Consider the following 16,156-nt stretch of genomic DNA (forward strand, 5'->3'; position numbering starts at 1 on the left):
CTGGTCAGGTAAGAAGAGAGCTCCGCTCCTTACTCTTCTTCTGCAATGCAAAGGCGGTGAGGTCATTCGCCGAGGCACCCCAGATGCGGCTGCGTCCTGACCTGGTCTTGCCGGTCTCCGGGGCGCCATATTAGGGAGGTAACCGCTCCCTTGACTCCTCGGGTGCACGGCTGCCGACAGCGCGTACGCCGCCGAGCATCCTATATTCGTGCTGCCCCGTGGTGGTTTGCCGACGTTGCTCTTAGTGCCTCATATAGCTGCGCGGGCCCAAGCAGAATCTCTTTGAGCCCTTCCCGCACCCTCTCCGAGCCGAGAGCCTGTGTGCTCATCGTATTGTGAGCGTCGAGCGCATCCATGATGGCGTGCAATAGCGCGTCCTTGAGGTCCGGTGAGTTGGCGAACTGCTCTTTGCTATTACTCATGGCCTGCTGAACAAGCGTCTCGTTTTCAAGCAGCTTGCCCTTGAGTACGCCGTTGACATACACAAGTTGGTCGTCATTGGTGAGGTCACCTTCGAACAGCCCGTTGACCTTCTGAATGATTTCGTCGAGCAAGGCCCGCTGCTTGTCCTGAACCGCTCCACTGCCGACGGCGTCCATCGGGGGTAGCTTGGGAGCTTCGCCTTGATTCAGGCTCAACGGCTGGCGGCCTGTATTCCTTAGGCTATGGTGGGTTAACACGACCTTGGAAAGGTCGACGGTATCGCGTTCTCGGCCGAACTCCAGCAGCGGGATGAGTCGCTTGTAAAACAGGAAGCGCTTCTCAATATCCGTGTTTCCGTAATCGAAAATCTGCGATAGGAAGGCATACAAGCGCACAAACGCGCCCATATCGTTCTTGAACAGGACCAGCGCATCGAGTGTGTCCTTAGCGGCCTGCGCGGCCTTGTCCTCCTGCTTGGCTTCGGCGGCTGCCTTGTCCTCCTGCGCTGCCCTGTAACGCTTGAGCAGACGGTCGGCCACTGGCGCTATGGCAGTGCTCAACTGCGCCTGCGTGCCTTTCGGGTCCAAATCAACCTTCGCCACACGGTCGACCTCAAAGTCATCGTAGTAACCAGCGGCATCAAGCTTGGCGCGCAGGTCGTAGACATGATGCGGGTCGGTTGCGGCCTCCAATTCGGCGGTCTCATAGTAAGTCTTGAACGCCTTCAAGATGTCGCCGGGCTCGTTAACGAAGTCGAGGATGTAGGTAGTGTCCTTGCCAGGATGTGCGCGGTTTAGCCGAGACAAAGTCTGCACTGCCTGGATGCCCCCGAGCATCTTGTCGACGTACATACCGCACAGCAAAGGCTGGTCAAAGCCGGTCTGGAACTTGTTGGCAACGAGGAGCAGGTGATACTCGGGCTCGGCGAATGCGTCACGGATGTCGCGCCCCTTGAGGCCAGGATTCAGGTCTTTGCTGGACTCGGTGACGGGCGCTGGGTAGCTCTCAGGGTCGTCAATTTCGCCGGAGAACGCTACCAAGACGCCCAGTGGATAGTTCTGTTTCTGGATATAGGCGCGAATCGCCTTCTGCCAACGCACTGCTTCCTTACGGCTGCCTACCACGACCATTGCTTTGGCCTTGCCCTCCAGCAGAGGCTGAACGTTCTCTCGGTAGTGCTCGACGACGATTTGCACCTTCTGCGTGATGTTGTACGGGTGCAGCCGGACCCACTGCATGATTCCCTTCATCGCGGCACTGCGCTCGACCTCCTTCTCGTCGTATTCCTGTCCATCATGGGCCAGCTTGAATGCGAGCTTGTAGGTCGTGTAGTTTTTCAGGACATCGAGAATGAAGCCCTCCTCGATGGCCTGGCGCATCGAGTATACGTGGAAGGGTTGCGGCATCCCGTCCAGACCGGGGCGGCCAAAGAGCTCCAGTGTCTTCTGCTTGGGGGTAGCGGTGAAGGCCACGTAGGTCAGCCCCTTGGTGCCGGTGCGGGCTTCCATTTGGGCAGCCAGCAGTGCTTCGGTGTCGACTTCGCCGCCATCCTGCAGCTCAGCCCATTCCTCTGCAGAGAGCAACTGCTTGAGCTTGGCGGCAGCCTCGCCTGTTTGTGAACTGTGGGCTTCGTCGGCGATGACCGCGAAACGTTTGCCCTCGGTCGACGCCAGTTCCTGCACGGCCTGCAAGGCGAACGGAAATGTCTGGATGGTGCAGACAATAATCTTCTTGCCGTCCTTGAGCGCCTGGCCCAGTTGCGCGCTCTTGCTCCCGTGCTCGTTAGCGATGGTGGCCACCACACCGGTCGTACGCTCGAAGTCGAATATCGCTTCCTGCAGCTGCGCGTCGAGCACTGTGCGGTCGGATACCACGAGCACGCTGTCGAACATCTTTTGGTGTTCGGCGTTGTGTAGGTCGGCGAGGAAGTGGGCGGTCCAGGCAATCGAATTGGTCTTGCCCGAGCCCGCCGAATGTTGAATCAGGTAACGCTGGCTAAGACCGTGTGCCAGCACATCTGCCACTAGCTTGCGTGTCGCATCGAGTTGGTGATAGCGCGGGAAGATGACGGTCTTCGGCTGCTTCTTCTCGTCGCGCTTACCAATCAGATAGCGGTGCAAGATGTCGAGCCAGCTCTCGCGCGCCCACACCTCTTCCCACAGGTAGGCGGTGGCGAAGCCGTCCGGGTTCGGCGTATTGCCTGCTGCGCCCTGGTTGCCTCGGTTGAATGGCAGGAAGTGCGTACCCGGGCCGGCCAGCCGGGTGGTCATCATTACTTCGGTTTGGCTAACCGCGAAGTGCACGAGTGCCCCACCGGGAAAGCTCAGCAGCGGCTCCGCCTGCCCGCCCTTTGGCTGGGGGTGACGGTCAAACCGATACTGGTCCGCTGCATCGTGTACGCTTTGCGTGAAGTCCGACTTCAGCTCGGCAGTGGCCACCGGGATGCCATTGACGAAAAGGACCAAGTCCAGTGCGTCATGCGGATGGTTTGGCGAATGTCGCACCTGACGCACCACGCGCAGGCGGTTGGCGGCGTAATGATGCCGGATGACTGGGTTGATGGCCAGTGCGGGCTTGAACTGCACCAGCGACAGCGGCTCCTTCAGTCCTAGCATTTCTACACCACGGCGCAACACATCAAGCGTACCCCGCTCGTTCAGGTTCTTGCGTACTCGGTCAGCCAGACGCTCCTTGAGAGCAGGGCCATGAGTTTTGGTAAGGCGTTGCCAAGTATCGGGCTGGCTAGCCTCAATCCACGCCACCAAGTCAGGCAGGTAAAGCGCGCTGGCGCGGTCATAGTGTGCTGCATCGCCCTCGGCATAGAGCCATCCGTTGGCTGCTAAGGACTGGCAGATTTCCGCTTCGAAGTGGTGTTCCTGGTGCAGATTGCTCATGGTTGACCCGTACGTATTCGATATTCTTGTTTCATGGGGCAGGCCAGAGGTGCAACCTAGCCTTCGGCGTAACTGCGTTCTATCAGCGGTTTGGCCCGCACCAAGTCCATCAGAGTGCACAGCGTCAATTCGACGTCGCCGGTGCCCCAGTGGCCGACGTGGCTTATATCGCGGCTGAAGCCATCTTCAAGCGTGACCGACGCCGGGTCGAGCTTGAGCGTGACGAGCAGGCGATTCGGATAGGCAATGACACAGGCAAAGTTCTTCAGGCGACGGAAGGCAGTGTAGAGCTTCAGGCGCTTTTCCTGTACGTCGTCACCCAGAGCGGTCAGATAGCTCGTCGTTTGTGTGTACAGTTCGCGAATGTCGGTCGAGGCAAGTGCAAGCTGCTCTTCCAGGGACTTGTCTTTACCAGCCAGCTTCGGCTTGTCGGATTCGACGGGAACTTCAGTAGCGGCCGGCTTGACCGCCATCGCGTCCGGAACACTCTGGGCGTTCACCAACTCTAGCAACAGCAGGTCGTCGCCAAACAGCTTGTAGCGAATCAGCTCGATATTGCGCGGAATTTGCTGCACGGCGTGCTGGTCGTAGCGGGTGAAATCGGCGGCGATGCACAACAGACGCGTACCGGCCCACTCGATTCGCTCAGCTACCTCCTTGCCGAGCATTTCCATCACAAGCCAGCGGAACTCCGCCTGATGGTCCAGAAGCCAGTCTAGGTAAAACAGGCCTTGATTGATGACGTTCTCGTTGCTGTGGCGCTTGTACTCGATGATGACAGGACAGTCGTTCTCGTCCAGGCCCAGCGAATCGATGCGCCCCCTGTGCGTCTTGCCGGTAGCATATTCGCTGGCGAGGAACCGCACACCAAGGAAGGCCGGCATCTGCGCTTCGATGAGGCTCTGTAACTGCCGCTCGAGCGTTGCAGCACGGCCGGGCAGCTCGCTCGCAGTGCCATTGGACAGACGGAAAAGCTGGATGTCACTCATGCGGCTAACTCCTGCGGCACCGCATTTCGCACGTCGACTTTGCCGGTGGTGGCGGCAGCTATCAGGGCGCTGCGACGCTCTTTGAGCAATTCGATGGTGCGCTCGGCCTCGGCTTTAAGCGCATCGAGTTTCGCTGTCTCTGCATCAACGAAACCGGCGATTTCTTCCTGCTCTTGTTCAGGAGGAATGGCAATCCAGAAGTCCTTGAGGCTGGACTGCGGCAAATTGTTTGCCAGTCCCTCGGCGCCACTGATTGAAGCCTCGATTTGTTGGCGCAAGCCAACAGAGTTGAGCGCTATCGACAAGAAGCGCGGCAACACCCAAGACTTTAGATGCAGTCTGAAAATCTTATCGGAAAGCATTAGCCGTGGCGGTGGGTTCGAAATGTAGGCTACGGAGCCGACCAGCTTCGGCGAGCCGCTTGCCCGAGACATTAGCAAATCACCATCGTGAACCTCAAGGGCCGCAAGGGGTTCGAGCGCCTCGGGCAATGCCTTGTTCTCAATTGGATTGAAAACGCCGCCATTCACACAGCCCGTTTTCAGTACCCCCCATTCCATACCTTCCAAAGGTCGGTTTATGCATTCGGGGCTCCAGCCTTGCTCAATTCGAAGCAAGGTCCTACGCAGCGTGCATACAATCCAATGCCCCGGCACCTCGCCCAGCCGCGCCACGCCCGAATCCTTCATCCGTGCGTTCGGATTGAGGCCACGCGTGACGGCGTGCGAAATGGTCGCATGGCGCTTTTCTGCCAGCAGGGTGAGGAGCTTTTCTTGCTCGGCAATCAGCGCGTCAATCTTGCCGGTCTCACGGTCGAGGAAGGCGGCGATTTCCCTTTGTTCCCCGATGGGCACCACAGGGAGTGGCACCTGCGCAAAGTTCGAAAAGCGTAGTTCTTGCCCGTCACGAATCAGGTCGGTTGTCCGGCGCAGTGCCTGGATATATGGCGCCGACTTGAGCAGGTGAGCAAAGAATGGCGGCCAGACCCATTTCACCGGCGTGAGCATCACGTAATGGAAGCTCGTTGAGCCCCGGAGACGGCACCATTCGATGCCGCCCTGAAAGCTGCGCATGCTGATGATGAAGTCGTCGGGCTCGACATGCTTCAAACTCTCTATACCCTGAATGACCTCAACGACTCGCCGACCCTCCCGAAGCATGAACTCAGCTTGAGGTAGAACACCATACTTTTGAGATGCGGTGAGCATCTGGTCATCCGGCCATGCAGCCTCGCTTCTGACCCTGAACATCCGACGGCTCTGCGAAACGGACCAATGAGTTGGGATGTTTCCCATCCATTGGACTCCGCTGCCCTTATATTCCGGATATTTCGGCAAGCTCATTCCGCCAACTCCTCGAGCATCTTCATGATGTTGGCTGATACCGCCTTCAGTTCTTCGTCAATCGTGTGCAAATCGCGCGGCGGCTCGAACACATAGAAATGCCGATTAAACGGGATTTCATAGCCGACCTTGCTCTTGTCTTCGTCTATCCATGCATCCGGGGCGTGAGGCAGTACCTCGCGCTTGAAGTAGTCGACGACATCTTCTGTGAGTGGCACGTTCTCGGTATCGCGTAGTGCACTGTCTGCCTGTGGCTTGCCCTTTTGCTTGCCTTTGACACCGAGCACTATTTGACCCCGCGCATCGCGTAGTGGGCGCTCCACCGTAATCGTCGTGTAGCCGAACTCCTCGTTCTTGAAGATGCGAGAGATAGGAGTCAGCTTGACTTGGCCTCCAGCGGGCGATTCGGGCGCGTCTGCTGTGGCCGGTACCACGTAGCGGCCGACTTCCTTACCCTCGGCGTCCAGCACTGTCGCCAGCTCCGCCTCGAGAAAATCGCCAAACAGCCGGGTCACCATAGCGATATGGTCGTCGCTAAGCTCCTTCCTCTTGCTGCCCAGGCTCTTCCGCATCTTCTGCCAAAAACTCGAGGCATCGATGAGTTGAACGTAGCCCTTACGGTCATCGGGCTTCTTGTTTGACAAAATCCACACATAGGTAGAAATGCCGGTGTTGTAGAACATATCGGTCGGCAGACCGACAATGGCTTCTACCAGGTCGTTCTCCAGCACGTAGCGGCGGATTTCGCTCTCCCCGCTGCCGGCGCCACCCGTGAACAACGGGGAGCCGTTCAGCACAATGCCGAAGCGGCTACCACCCTCTTGCGCGGGACGCATCTTTGAAAGCAGGTGCATCAGGAATAGCATTGAGCCATCGGACACGCGCGGCAGGCCGGGCCCAAAGCGCCCGTCGAAACCTTTCTGCTCATGCTCTTGGCGCACCGCTTTCTCAACCTTCTTCCACTCGACACCAAACGGGGGATTGGAGAGCATGTAGTCGAACTTGCGGCCACCGTGGCCATCGTCCGATAGCGTGTTGCCCGCGACGATGTTGGCGACGTCCTGGCCCTTGATGAGCATGTCCGCCTTGCAGATGGCATAGGACTCGTCGTTGAGTTCCTGGCCAAACATGGTCAGGCGGGCTGCCGGGTTGTGCTCCAGCAGGTATTCGCCCGCCACCGACAACATGCCGCCGGTGCCTGCCGTGGGGTCGTAAATGGTACGCACCACGGCATTGCCAGGCGTGAGCACATCGTCGTCCTCGATGAACAGCAGGTTGACCATGAGCCGGATGACTTCGCGCGGGGTGAAGTGCTCCCCGGCGGTTTCGTTCGAGATTTCGGCGAATTTGCGAATCAGCTCCTCGAAGACCAACCCCATTTGGGCGTTGTCCACGGTAGACGGATGGAGGTCGATATTGGAGAATTTTTCCGTCACCAGATAAAGCAAGTTGGCCTTGGCGAGGCGCTCAATCTGGCTGTGGAAATCGAACCGCTCAAAGATGTCGCGCGCCGCCGGTGAAAAGCCTTGGATGTAGGCGTACAGGTTCTGCCGGATGTGGTCCTGGTCGCCAAGGAGCTTGACCAGGTCGAGCGGTGAGGTGTTGTAGAACTTGGCGTCTCCGACCTTACGTAACAGGAATGGCTCTGCGTTGAGCCCGGCCTTGGTCTTGGCCTCGAATTCCGCGAGCACTGCCGCTTTGGTCGATTCCAGTACGCAGTCCAACCGTCGAAGCACCGTAAACGGTAGGATGACGCGACCATACTCCGATTGTTTGTAGTCGCCACGCAGTAGGTCAGCAACGGACCAGATGAATGAGGATAGTGCTTGGTGGTTCATTTATTCTAGGACGTTGGGCCTCGGGGTCTCGCAGCCGATTTATGGGGCGCGGATGCGCTGTGGATTTTACCTTGCGGGGGGGGCAATCGGTTTGGGGGAGGGCCAAAGACCCGGATGGAAAGCTCGTTGCGAATTTGACGTATGCACAAAAGAGACACCTCCAGTGGCAATCAGTCCCAGGGCGGAAGCGCCGAGTCGCCTTCCGGCGTTGTCAGTCGCGAATCGCTCTACGAACTTGTCTGGTCTGAACCGATGCTGAAAGTGGCCGCCCGGTTCGAGGTCTCGTCCAGCTATATGGCCAGGGTATGTACATTCCTCAATGTCCCCCGTCCTGAGCGTGGATATTGGGCGAAGTTGGCCGTTGGAAAGGCGCACCCGAAGCCGAGTCTTCCCGACGCTCGTCCTGGCGATGAGCTCGTGTGGGCTCGGGGCGACGCTCAGTGGGGAACTAGGCGCCTACTTCCACAGCCACCCTCAGACCGGCCAAACCGGCGGACCCAGCGCATCAAGCGGACAAACACTGAGCACGCCCTAGTTATCGGGGCCAAGGCACTTTTTGAAGAGGGCCGGGCCACCTACGGCGTTGGGTATCTCAAGCCAAGAAAGAAGTTGCTTGTTGACATACTCGCCACCAAGACAGGCCTTGATAAGGCTCTCTCGTTCGCAAATGAGTTGTTCCTAGCCTTGGAAGAGGATGGCCATCGTGTTGTCCTCGCGCCCCATGGCGAGCATCTCACGCGAAGTGATTTCGATGCGCGCGAAGTAGCTCGGAAGGATAAAAGCTACAGTGACAGATGGTCACCTGGCCGCTGCACGGTTGTCTACGTCGGTACAGTCGCCATCGGACTCACGATTTTTGAGATGTCAGAAGAGGTAGAGGTGAAGTACGTCAACGGTGAATATGTGCGACTCAGTGAGTACGTTCCTCCGAAGCGGGGTCGGTACGTTTCTGACCATGGATGGACCAGCAAACAAGATTTGCCAACCGGCCGTCTTTGCTTGCAGGCCTACTCTCCATATTGGCGTGCGGAGTGGAGTAGGCAGTGGCGGGAGAAGCCGAGCCGTGACATTACTGCTCTCATTCCAGTCATCGTGAAGGAGCTGAGGCAGTCGTCTCCCGAGGTCGCTAGGTTAGCTGCGGAGGGCGAGCGGCTGGCAAAGCTTGAACATCAGCGCTGGGAGGCTCAACGTGAGCAATGGCGCAGAGAGGAAGCGGAAAAGCGAACGGCGAAGGCATTGAAGGACAGTACGGAAGAGCTCCTTCAAATCACTGACGGCTGGGCTCAGGCGAGGCGATTGGCGGAATTCTTCTCCGATGCCGAACTTAGATTGAAAGACTTGGGCACCGAAGAACAGAACAAGATGCGTGAACGCCTAAGACGAGCTCAGGAGCTAGTTGGCAGCGTCGATGCACTAGAGCGCTTTCGCTTGTGGAAGGCACCGGAGGAGCGCTAGTAAAGGACCTCCCACGAACCTGCTGGCGAGCGCCACAATGCCTGCCGGCCCTTCCCCCGTATGCGGATACGGCTCGCACTGTGCTGAATGCGGATGGCTATCTCGGCTTTAGGTAGAGCTGTTTTTGGGACTGGCCAGGTACAGCGCGCTCTTCCGTGACGAAAATGTCACCCCTTGCCTTGACCAAATCCGACAGCTTTTTGAAACCGTAGACCCGGGAGTCGAAATCTGGCTGTAATTTTGTCAGGTAGCTGCCGAAGGTTCCCAAATGTGCCCAGCCACTCTCGTCGGACGATTGTTCGAGGGCAGAGAGCATGAATTCCCTTGGGTAGGCGGAAGTCTGCGGAGCAGCAGTGGTCGACCGAGGCGCAGTAGCTGGGACAGCTTCCTGCTTCGACGCGGTGACTCCTTCGGGTTCTACTTGGGAGGGTCGAAGCACCTCGGTGAGTATGAACTTGTGACACGCGTTGCGAAAAGCATCAGGAGTTTTCTGTTCCCCGAAGCCCAATACCATGAGCCCCTCTTCCCGTATGCGCGTTGCCAGACCTGTAAAATCGCTGTCGCTGGTCACCAAGCAAAAACCATCGAACCGTCGGGTGTATAGCAAGTCCATTGCATCGATGATGAGGGTGCTATCTGTGGCATTCTTTCCGGTGGTGTAGGCGAACTGCTGCACCGGTTTGATGGCGTACTTCTGGAGCACCTTCTTCCAGGACGAACTATTTGGGGAGGTGAAGTCACCATAGATGCGCTTCACGGACGCTTCGCCAAATCGCGCGATTTCAGCAAGAATCCCCTCAATAACGGCCGCTTGGGCATTGTCGGCATCTATGAGGACGGCCAGGCGTGAGGTCGGTTCCTCGGTTTCGATTTTTGCGACGATTCTGGGGGATACCATCACATGATTCGAAGAGTCTACGAAAGCTCAAGCATAATGCATTTGGGCGACTGACCACAAAGTGTTCCGGAGTTGTGCAACCCGAGCCTACATCCCCTTGGCTGCGCTGCGAGATGAAGGCGAACATGGTGCGGTCCGCCATAGAGCTCTCCAGATTTTGAATACTCGGCGTCGTTCGGCTTACGCATTCTTCGTTCAACCAGCGTGAGAATAACGTTGCGCGACGGTCTCTAGGGCGGCTGTCGAGGAGCACATAACGAGCCGGTGCACGACCTAACGGTCTTCGGTTAGCGTCTGCAAGGAACGGCCGTCCGTCTCTTCGATTCTTACTTTGCCCTTCCACCAAAGAGCGATGGTCTTTTCGCCGCGAACAATTGGGAAGCCACGAGCGACCTCACTACCTTTGTCCATCAACACGTAGCAAAACTCCTTCTTTTCCGCGGCGGCTTCACACCCTCGTTCGTAGACGGCCTTTTTTGCTGCTGCCGCCCGCGTACCAGCGTAGTGGCCCAGGCCTGACACTGACATGAGGGCAACCAGCAAAATGACTGGTAGGTAAATGAAGAACATAATGGCAATGGTATTGGCACTCACGAAATGAGCAACCTTCTCAAGCCAAATACGTCGCTTTGTTGGTGGCTTATGCAGGCCAGACCATCGTACAAGCACTTCGAGCTGTCGCAAAATGTGTGGGGCAAACCAGACGAGACTGACTGTTCCGCAGATGGTGAGGAGCGGAAGAAAGCTTCCCAACACAAACTCAACCCAGCCGGATAGTCCGTACACGGCAGCCATGTATGCACCCACGTAGAGCTCGCTGTCGGCAAAAGAGAATAGGAAAGCTTTCAGACCAAACTCATTGATGAAGGCTTGGTTGTATGCCAGTCCGTTGATGTATGCAAATTTCAGTCCGACTCCGCTCGTGAAAATCGCCTTAAGCACCCACCTCGCACGCTGAAACCACATCCTGTTTGCGAGCTCGAGCGAATTGCCCACCTTGTACTCAACAATATCCATGCTTATTCTTCCTTGTGGCTGCCGCTTTGATTTACAAGAGATGCATTGCCCGGCAGCATGAGCAGGACATCACGATGGGATACATCATTCTTTGTATCGCACACAACCTACGTGAGCGTGTGGCTGGATAGCGGCAACGAATTCTCGGCAATCGGAGTCCCGGAATCCAGCTGACATTGCTAGCGGTATAGGGCTGGATTGACGCCAATCGCCCTCATTTGGCGCTGGGCGGTGTGAGAAGGTATCCACGCTACTATTCCTCAATCCCATGCCGCGTCGGTGAGCCAATCCCCTGTGGGGACCCCTCATAGTTCTCCTTCGCGCGACGGGAGCGTATGAAGCGAAGGCATTTCTATGCCCGCCCAGCGCCTCCGCGCACCCTTGCTTGGTCCAACTGGATGAGCGGCAGATATTCGCTTGACCACACGCGGATTCCAGAACGGAGTGCGCGTTTTCTCTGATGCGCGCTCCGAGCGGCCTTACGAGTTCGTGGGTCCACACCAGCAAATCTTGCCATGTCTCATCCAGAAGTGAGACCGGCATCCCACGGTGCGGTCTACGGATGGGGAGAGGCTTGGAAGGCGAGTCCCGTTCCCGGCGAGACTCCAACGCGGCCGTTGGCCGGCCATCATTGGGAGCTGGATGATGTCTCCGCAGCCGCATGGGCACATGAGGGCCGCAAGCCAGTAGTGACCATCTTCACCGACCGCGTACAGCTTCCGAGGCTTGAGTTCATCGGGCAAGTCGTCAACGATGATGACCGTGTATCGGCCTCGGACGGCGTCAAGGCAGGCCAGACCTTGTGTCCAGAGACGTGAAAGCAGTCGTAGCATTTTTACAGGTCCACCAATCCCAGCAATGGTTCTATTGCCCCAAATCCGACCCGTTTGGCAAATGCCGGGCAAACCTCGCCGTCATCTTGGTTGCTGCTTACGAGAGGGTCGGACAGGCTAATGCGCCACTGCGCGAATTCTGAGTTTGGGTCCACGCGAAACGGCGTCAGACGTGCGAGCAGTTCGTTGACTGCGTAAGCTGCCACCAGCATGTTGAGCGAGATTACGGCAGGGCGGTCGACGGCCACGCCCTTCACGTATCCGGCTTTCTCCATTTCCCGGTATCTTTCCGGCTCGTGCTTCTTCATGAACGCCGCATCCAGGTCGGCCTGAGAATAGACGCCGCGGCTCATCAGGCTCGAGCCGCCAGGTAGCACAGCGTGGATTGCGCCGGTGACCTGGTCGACGTTGCCTTTCCCGTCGGCGTCGATGCGAACCCCCATATCGATAAGCGGAATCAGGAAGTGCGAGGCGATTTTGTTGAGGATGTGTCGACCGTCCACCGAATCAACACACCCGAAAAGAACATCGCACTCGGCTAGCGCGAGAATGGCCTCTCTGTCGCTAATATCGCGTGGAAGGGCGTGCACCGTCGTGCCGAGGCCCATGTCTGCGATGGCCTCTTGGGCACGGTCGACCTTCAGCCGTCCTTTGTCCGCGTCGAACGCGCGAGCATTCAGAATGCGATTCAGGTTCTTGCGCTCGATATGGTCTGGGTCAATGATTACTAGGTCGCCCACACAGTTGCGAGCAAGCTGCTCCAAGACGATGCTCCCGGTGCCGGAAGCACCGATAACGCCGATGCGTAATTGTTTCAGGTTGCGATAGGTACCTTCGCCAAAGGTCTGGATAAGGCGCAAAGCATGTGCCGGAACATTTTTGCTTAAGAGCCCGCTATCGCTACGGCGCACGAAGTCAAAGTCGTCGCCCGCAATACGAAACAGGTCGATAGGTGCGCCGAGATTGCCATCGATGACATCGCGTCCGAAGTAGCTACCATCGGGAAGCATGACGACGCTCGCACGTCTCTCGCTGTTATCCAGCACATTGTCGACCGCCGAGAAGAACGCGCGGTCAGATTCGTCGTCATACCGCGAGAATTCTGGGTAGCCATTGGGGTGGCTGTGAAACTTGACCACCGTCAGCTTCGACTTCAACGCGCGGCTTAAAGCCGGAAGCACAACATCGACGGACCACGCGACGGTATCCGGTTCACGCAGCCGGCATGCTTCGTAGGGCACCGGGACAATTTCGTGAACTAGGAGCTGATTGCGATGCGTTCCGACTGAGCTGCCGCACAGACCAATGGCGACGGCCTCTTTCCCATCGCCAGGAAAGAGGTGGTGGCGCAACTGCTCCCGATGCTTACCCGACATCGCCAGGACCGAAAGGCGCTTGCTCCTCGTCATTTCGACAGTTCCGCCTTTAGGAAATCGTCAACCAGCATCATGTGGGTGGCTAGGTTGTCGATGCCTTGGCGCCACGTGCTGTTTGCGGTGCGATGCCGGGACCAGCCTTGCCAGGTCTTACCCTCAAAATCGTTCGTTATCAACGACCGGATACCCACGCCGTCGACCCGCGCCAGCGGCGGGTGGAAGTAGACCATGTCAATCTGGGCGTCCGGATAGCCATGCGGGAGAATCACGAATGCATCGACCTTGGCGGGCGTGAAACCTTGGGGCGGTTCGAATCCGCGCAGCACGACGCGCTTTACGTCAGCCTGGGCGACAGCCTCCCACGTGTAGCCCTTGCTGTTCAAGTACTCGATGTCTTCTTCCAGCATCGTGAAGTCCACGCGGACCGGGCCTTCGCCTTCCTGGACTTCTTTCGGAACCGTCGCGAAGCGTTCCACGCCACGGGCGGTGAAGTCCACAGTCTCGTTGGGCGCGACCGGCAGCATCTGCCCACGGACTTTTTCGGACAGCAGATAGCCCGCGCTGGTCTTGCCCGCCAGGCTGAGAATCTGCTCACCGGTCATGTGCGGAGGGTTGACGACGTAGCGTTCCTTGTCGATGCGAATCTGGTACTTCTTGCCGGGAGGAATCGGTTTCTTCTCGCGGACGAACAGTTCCACATCGATGATTTCGTCGCCGTCGTGGCTCGCCGCCTCGACGTTGGTGATTTCTTTGCCGCTTTGCTCGTAGGCAGACATCTCAAAACTCCGTGGTGTCGAATTGACGGGCGCCAGAAGGCGATGTTGACGTTTGGCCGGTTGGATGCCAGACTTCGTCTTACATGTGAGACAGTCTGGCATGACCCGTTTCATATGTCAAACGGTTTGTGTCTCACATGTAAGACAGGGAAGAGATGGAACATGTGAAGATTGAGGTGCTTGCCCAGCACATCCTCCAACGCAGAGACGGGCGCGGCATCCGTGAAGCCGCCAAGGAAGTCGGCATTAGTCCGGCGACCCTATCCCGCGTTGAGAATAAGAAGGTTCCCGACCTTGAGACCTTCGGAAGAATTTGTGCATGGCTCGGTGAAGACCCCGCGACATTCCTCGGACTAGCCCCGGCGCCGTCTTTGGCTGCCAGGGCTCAAGTGCATTTCAAGAAAGAAACGGCAATACGTCCAGAAAGTGCCAAGGCCTTGAGCGACATGATTCTTCTCGCTCAGGAAGCGCTCATGAAGGAAGAGGTCTGAGCGTACTGTGCAGCGTGGATATAAAGCATGGTGCGAGCGGTATTCAGCCGCAACTCGCAATGAGCTCGGACTGCCCTCGACCGCGTCCCTAGATGCCCGGCAACTGGCAGCGCATTTGGGAATTCGTGTTTGGACACCAGAAGATGTTCCTGGTCTGCCACGTGAGACCAGGGAGGTGCTTTTGCGCAATGACGGTACGCCGAGTTGCTGGTCTGCGGTGACGCTTGTCGTAGGCGAGAAAACTCTCGTCATTCTGAACTCGTCCCATTCACCTGGGCGACAGGCAAGCGACCTGATGCACGAGCTTGCTCATCGTATTCGGAATCACGAGCCGGAAGAGATGAGTATTTCCTCCGAGGGGCTGATGCTACTTAAGGCCTATGACAAGGAGCAGGAGGAGGAGGCCGATTGGCTGGCCGGTGTGCTTTTGCTGCCACGAGATGCCCTGGTCTATATTCGTCGTGAAGGCATGTCCGACGAAGAAGTTATCGCAGCGTACGGCGTGAGTAAGAGGATGTACACCTACCGCTTGTCGATGACGGGCGTAAATCGACAGTTTCGCAGAAGCTGAGCTCGGCACCGGCTTCTGCGGTCCAGGGTCGCCGTCACGCCTCATAGAGGACGCATTTTTGCGCTATCTCCGGCCGGTCAAGAAGTCCTGCCAGTCGGACGCGTAAGCACAGTCCATCGGCGTGGGGTCTTCTTCAATGACGGGGCACCCTGAATACTCAATGCGTTTGCGGAAGAGCGTCGCTGCCGGCTCAGGTATTTCGCCCAGGCGAACATAGTCGGTGTTACCCGAACGGTGGATAGGAACACTGATAGGCTCGGGTCGAGGTGGGAGTTCCTCGGTCCCGGTCAACGCGACTGCGAGCGCACGGGCGACAAGGTCAAAGACGGATGATACGTGGCGCGGGTAAGCATGCAGGGTTCGCGTCTCACCGTGCTCGCGCTGGTCTTCGAGCAACCGCACCGCGTAGTCGGGCGTGGCACTGAGTTCGAGCCTGCCTATATACGCCGTCGCTATCTCTCTGCCGGAGCCGCTCCCATCCGGGCGGACGATTTCTGTGACCTTAAGCATGATGAACGTGGCGTTACACGGATGCTAGTTGGGCGCCGCCGGCGTTTTCGTTCCGTCGGCGGAATAGCGTCGGTTGTAGAGGGCCGCCGTCTGTGCGCCTTTCCGCCTGCACCTTTGGTGAGGAGCTACTTCCGAGAATCGAAGTCATCGTCCAGTTTGACATCCGGCGTCGCCGTCTAAGCGTCCTGGATTGGCGGCCTTTTCCGCCGAGGTTTGCTCGCGCGTTGTCGCGGCTTGGCCTGTCTTGTCAGCATCAACGGATTGATGGTAGGAAGAGGCGCAATCACGTCCAGCCATCCTTCTCCGCCCAAAGCTTTGAGCACCGTGCATAGGGTGCGCAATGATGAACCGTTTCCTGCCTCGAGGTTTCTCAGAGCCCGCACGCTGATACCGGCGCGTTCAGAGAGCGTGGCCTGGTCGATGTTGCGATGGATACGGTACGTCCGCAGATAGCCTCCTATCTCGGCTTCCATTTCCTCCGGTGTGAGGAACTTGCGTGTCATGGCCGGCCCCAGGGTGCTGCAGGCGATGAGTGAGTCGGCGGTGGCGGCGTTTGAGCGCTTGAATTCATACTCGACCACGCCTCGCCCCCTGCTTGGGGGCAGGTTTCCTCATCATCACGCTCAGAACGGACGGGTTGGCCTGTTCTATTCGTCCCAAAGCTATCCCGTAGCCATAGATGCGATGCAATGCGAGCGCCACGGCGGAAGACCTCGAGTATCCGCCCTCACAATGAACGACA

General features: G+C 57.8%; 14 protein-coding genes. 3 read left to right on the top strand and 11 right to left on the bottom strand.

The window, feature by feature from the left end:
- Nucleotides 1-200: 200 nt before the first annotated feature.
- Genes QTN24_RS04700 through QTN24_RS04715 form a run of 4 tightly spaced genes read right to left on the bottom strand, consistent with a single transcriptional unit; the run spans nt 201 to nt 7,487 of the window.
- Entirely contained in the window at nt 201-3,317 is a 3,117-nt protein-coding gene (locus QTN24_RS04700; RefSeq protein WP_313835505.1) for a type I restriction endonuclease subunit R, read from the bottom strand.
- Between the two features lie 56 nt (nt 3,318-3,373).
- A complete protein-coding gene (locus QTN24_RS04705; RefSeq protein WP_313835506.1) occupies nt 3,374-4,306 on the bottom strand; it encodes a DUF5655 domain-containing protein in 933 nt (310 codons plus the stop codon).
- Nucleotides 4,303-5,649, bottom strand: coding sequence for a hypothetical protein (locus QTN24_RS04710; RefSeq protein ID WP_313835507.1), 1,347 nt, complete (start codon nt 5,647-5,649; stop codon nt 4,303-4,305). Before QTN24_RS04710 ends, QTN24_RS04705 begins: the two co-directional genes overlap by 4 nt.
- Nucleotides 5,646-7,487, bottom strand: coding sequence for a class I SAM-dependent DNA methyltransferase (locus QTN24_RS04715; RefSeq protein WP_313835509.1), 1,842 nt, complete (start codon nt 7,485-7,487; stop codon nt 5,646-5,648). Before QTN24_RS04715 ends, QTN24_RS04710 begins: the two co-directional genes overlap by 4 nt.
- A gap of 252 nt (nt 7,488-7,739) precedes the next feature.
- Here QTN24_RS04715 and QTN24_RS04720 point away from each other — a divergent pair, with 252 nt between their 5' ends.
- A complete protein-coding gene (locus QTN24_RS04720; protein ID WP_313835511.1) occupies nt 7,740-8,942 on the top strand; it encodes a hypothetical protein in 1,203 nt (400 codons plus the stop codon).
- Between the two features lie 97 nt (nt 8,943-9,039).
- Here QTN24_RS04720 and QTN24_RS04725 read toward each other — a convergent pair whose 3' ends face one another.
- The 5 genes from QTN24_RS04725 to QTN24_RS04740 form a co-directional block, all read right to left on the bottom strand.
- Nucleotides 9,040-9,840, bottom strand: coding sequence for an NYN domain-containing protein (locus QTN24_RS04725; protein WP_313835512.1), 801 nt, complete (start codon nt 9,838-9,840; stop codon nt 9,040-9,042).
- Nucleotides 9,841-10,113: 273 nt separating this feature from the next.
- Nucleotides 10,114-10,857, bottom strand: a complete 744-nt coding sequence (locus QTN24_RS04730) for a hypothetical protein (protein ID WP_313835513.1) — start codon at nt 10,855-10,857, stop codon at nt 10,114-10,116.
- A 479-nt stretch (nt 10,858-11,336) separates the two neighbouring features.
- Nucleotides 11,337-11,690, bottom strand: a complete 354-nt coding sequence (locus QTN24_RS24885; RefSeq protein WP_409558981.1) for a DUF6527 family protein — start codon at nt 11,688-11,690, stop codon at nt 11,337-11,339.
- 2 nt (nt 11,691-11,692) lie between these two features.
- A complete protein-coding gene (locus QTN24_RS04735) occupies nt 11,693-13,099 on the bottom strand; it encodes a ThiF family adenylyltransferase (protein WP_313835514.1) in 1,407 nt (468 codons plus the stop codon).
- Nucleotides 13,096-13,842, bottom strand: a complete 747-nt coding sequence (locus QTN24_RS04740; RefSeq protein WP_313835515.1) for a multiubiquitin domain-containing protein — start codon at nt 13,840-13,842, stop codon at nt 13,096-13,098. The genes QTN24_RS04735 and QTN24_RS04740 overlap by 4 nt, the downstream gene beginning before the upstream one ends.
- Nucleotides 13,843-13,997: 155 nt before the next feature.
- On the opposite strand from QTN24_RS04740, the gene QTN24_RS04745 reads away from it, so the two are divergent.
- Nucleotides 13,998-14,333 carry a helix-turn-helix domain-containing protein gene (locus tag QTN24_RS04745; RefSeq protein WP_020206031.1) on the top strand — a complete coding sequence of 112 codons (336 nt, stop codon included), beginning with the start codon at nt 13,998-14,000 and terminating at the stop codon, nt 14,331-14,333.
- A 217-nt stretch (nt 14,334-14,550) separates the two neighbouring features.
- Nucleotides 14,551-14,904, top strand: a complete 354-nt coding sequence (locus QTN24_RS04750) for an ImmA/IrrE family metallo-endopeptidase (RefSeq protein ID WP_313835520.1) — start codon at nt 14,551-14,553, stop codon at nt 14,902-14,904.
- A gap of 63 nt (nt 14,905-14,967) precedes the next feature.
- On the opposite strand, the gene QTN24_RS04755 is transcribed toward QTN24_RS04750, so the two are convergent.
- Both QTN24_RS04755 and QTN24_RS04760 read right to left on the bottom strand, forming a co-directional pair.
- Nucleotides 14,968-15,414: a hypothetical protein gene (locus tag QTN24_RS04755; RefSeq protein ID WP_313835522.1), complete on the bottom strand. Its 447-nt coding sequence runs from the start codon at nt 15,412-15,414 to the stop codon at nt 14,968-14,970.
- 176 nt (nt 15,415-15,590) lie between these two features.
- A complete protein-coding gene (locus QTN24_RS04760; protein ID WP_313835524.1) occupies nt 15,591-15,995 on the bottom strand; it encodes a helix-turn-helix transcriptional regulator in 405 nt (134 codons plus the stop codon).
- Nucleotides 15,996-16,156 lie beyond the last annotated feature (161 nt).

It is taken from the genome of Cupriavidus sp. SZY C1 (genome assembly GCF_032190535.1).
Classification (GTDB): Bacteria; Pseudomonadota; Gammaproteobacteria; order Burkholderiales; family Burkholderiaceae; genus Cupriavidus; species Cupriavidus pauculus_C.

What these genes read in the sequence shown, in the direction of transcription:
- QTN24_RS04700 (WP_313835505.1), bottom strand. Translation starts at nt 3,317, where the DNA reads ATGAGCAATCTGCACCAGGAACACCACTTCGAAGCGGAAATCTGCCAG.
- QTN24_RS04705 (WP_313835506.1), bottom strand. Translation starts at nt 4,306, where the DNA reads ATGAGTGACATCCAGCTTTTCCGTCTGTCCAATGGCACTGCGAGCGAG.
- QTN24_RS04710 (WP_313835507.1), bottom strand. Translation starts at nt 5,649, where the DNA reads ATGAGCTTGCCGAAATATCCGGAATATAAGGGCAGCGGAGTCCAATGG.
- QTN24_RS04715 (WP_313835509.1), bottom strand. Translation starts at nt 7,487, where the DNA reads ATGAACCACCAAGCACTATCCTCATTCATCTGGTCCGTTGCTGACCTA.
- QTN24_RS04720 (WP_313835511.1), top strand. Translation starts at nt 7,740, where the DNA reads ATGCTGAAAGTGGCCGCCCGGTTCGAGGTCTCGTCCAGCTATATGGCC.
- QTN24_RS04725 (WP_313835512.1), bottom strand. Translation starts at nt 9,840, where the DNA reads ATGGTATCCCCCAGAATCGTCGCAAAAATCGAAACCGAGGAACCGACC.
- QTN24_RS04730 (WP_313835513.1), bottom strand. Translation starts at nt 10,857, where the DNA reads ATGGATATTGTTGAGTACAAGGTGGGCAATTCGCTCGAGCTCGCAAAC.
- QTN24_RS24885 (WP_409558981.1), bottom strand. Translation starts at nt 11,690, where the DNA reads ATGCTACGACTGCTTTCACGTCTCTGGACACAAGGTCTGGCCTGCCTT.
- QTN24_RS04735 (WP_313835514.1), bottom strand. Translation starts at nt 13,099, where the DNA reads ATGACGAGGAGCAAGCGCCTTTCGGTCCTGGCGATGTCGGGTAAGCAT.
- QTN24_RS04740 (WP_313835515.1), bottom strand. Translation starts at nt 13,842, where the DNA reads ATGTCTGCCTACGAGCAAAGCGGCAAAGAAATCACCAACGTCGAGGCG.
- QTN24_RS04745 (WP_020206031.1), top strand. Translation starts at nt 13,998, where the DNA reads ATGGAACATGTGAAGATTGAGGTGCTTGCCCAGCACATCCTCCAACGC.
- QTN24_RS04755 (WP_313835522.1), bottom strand. Translation starts at nt 15,414, where the DNA reads ATGCTTAAGGTCACAGAAATCGTCCGCCCGGATGGGAGCGGCTCCGGC.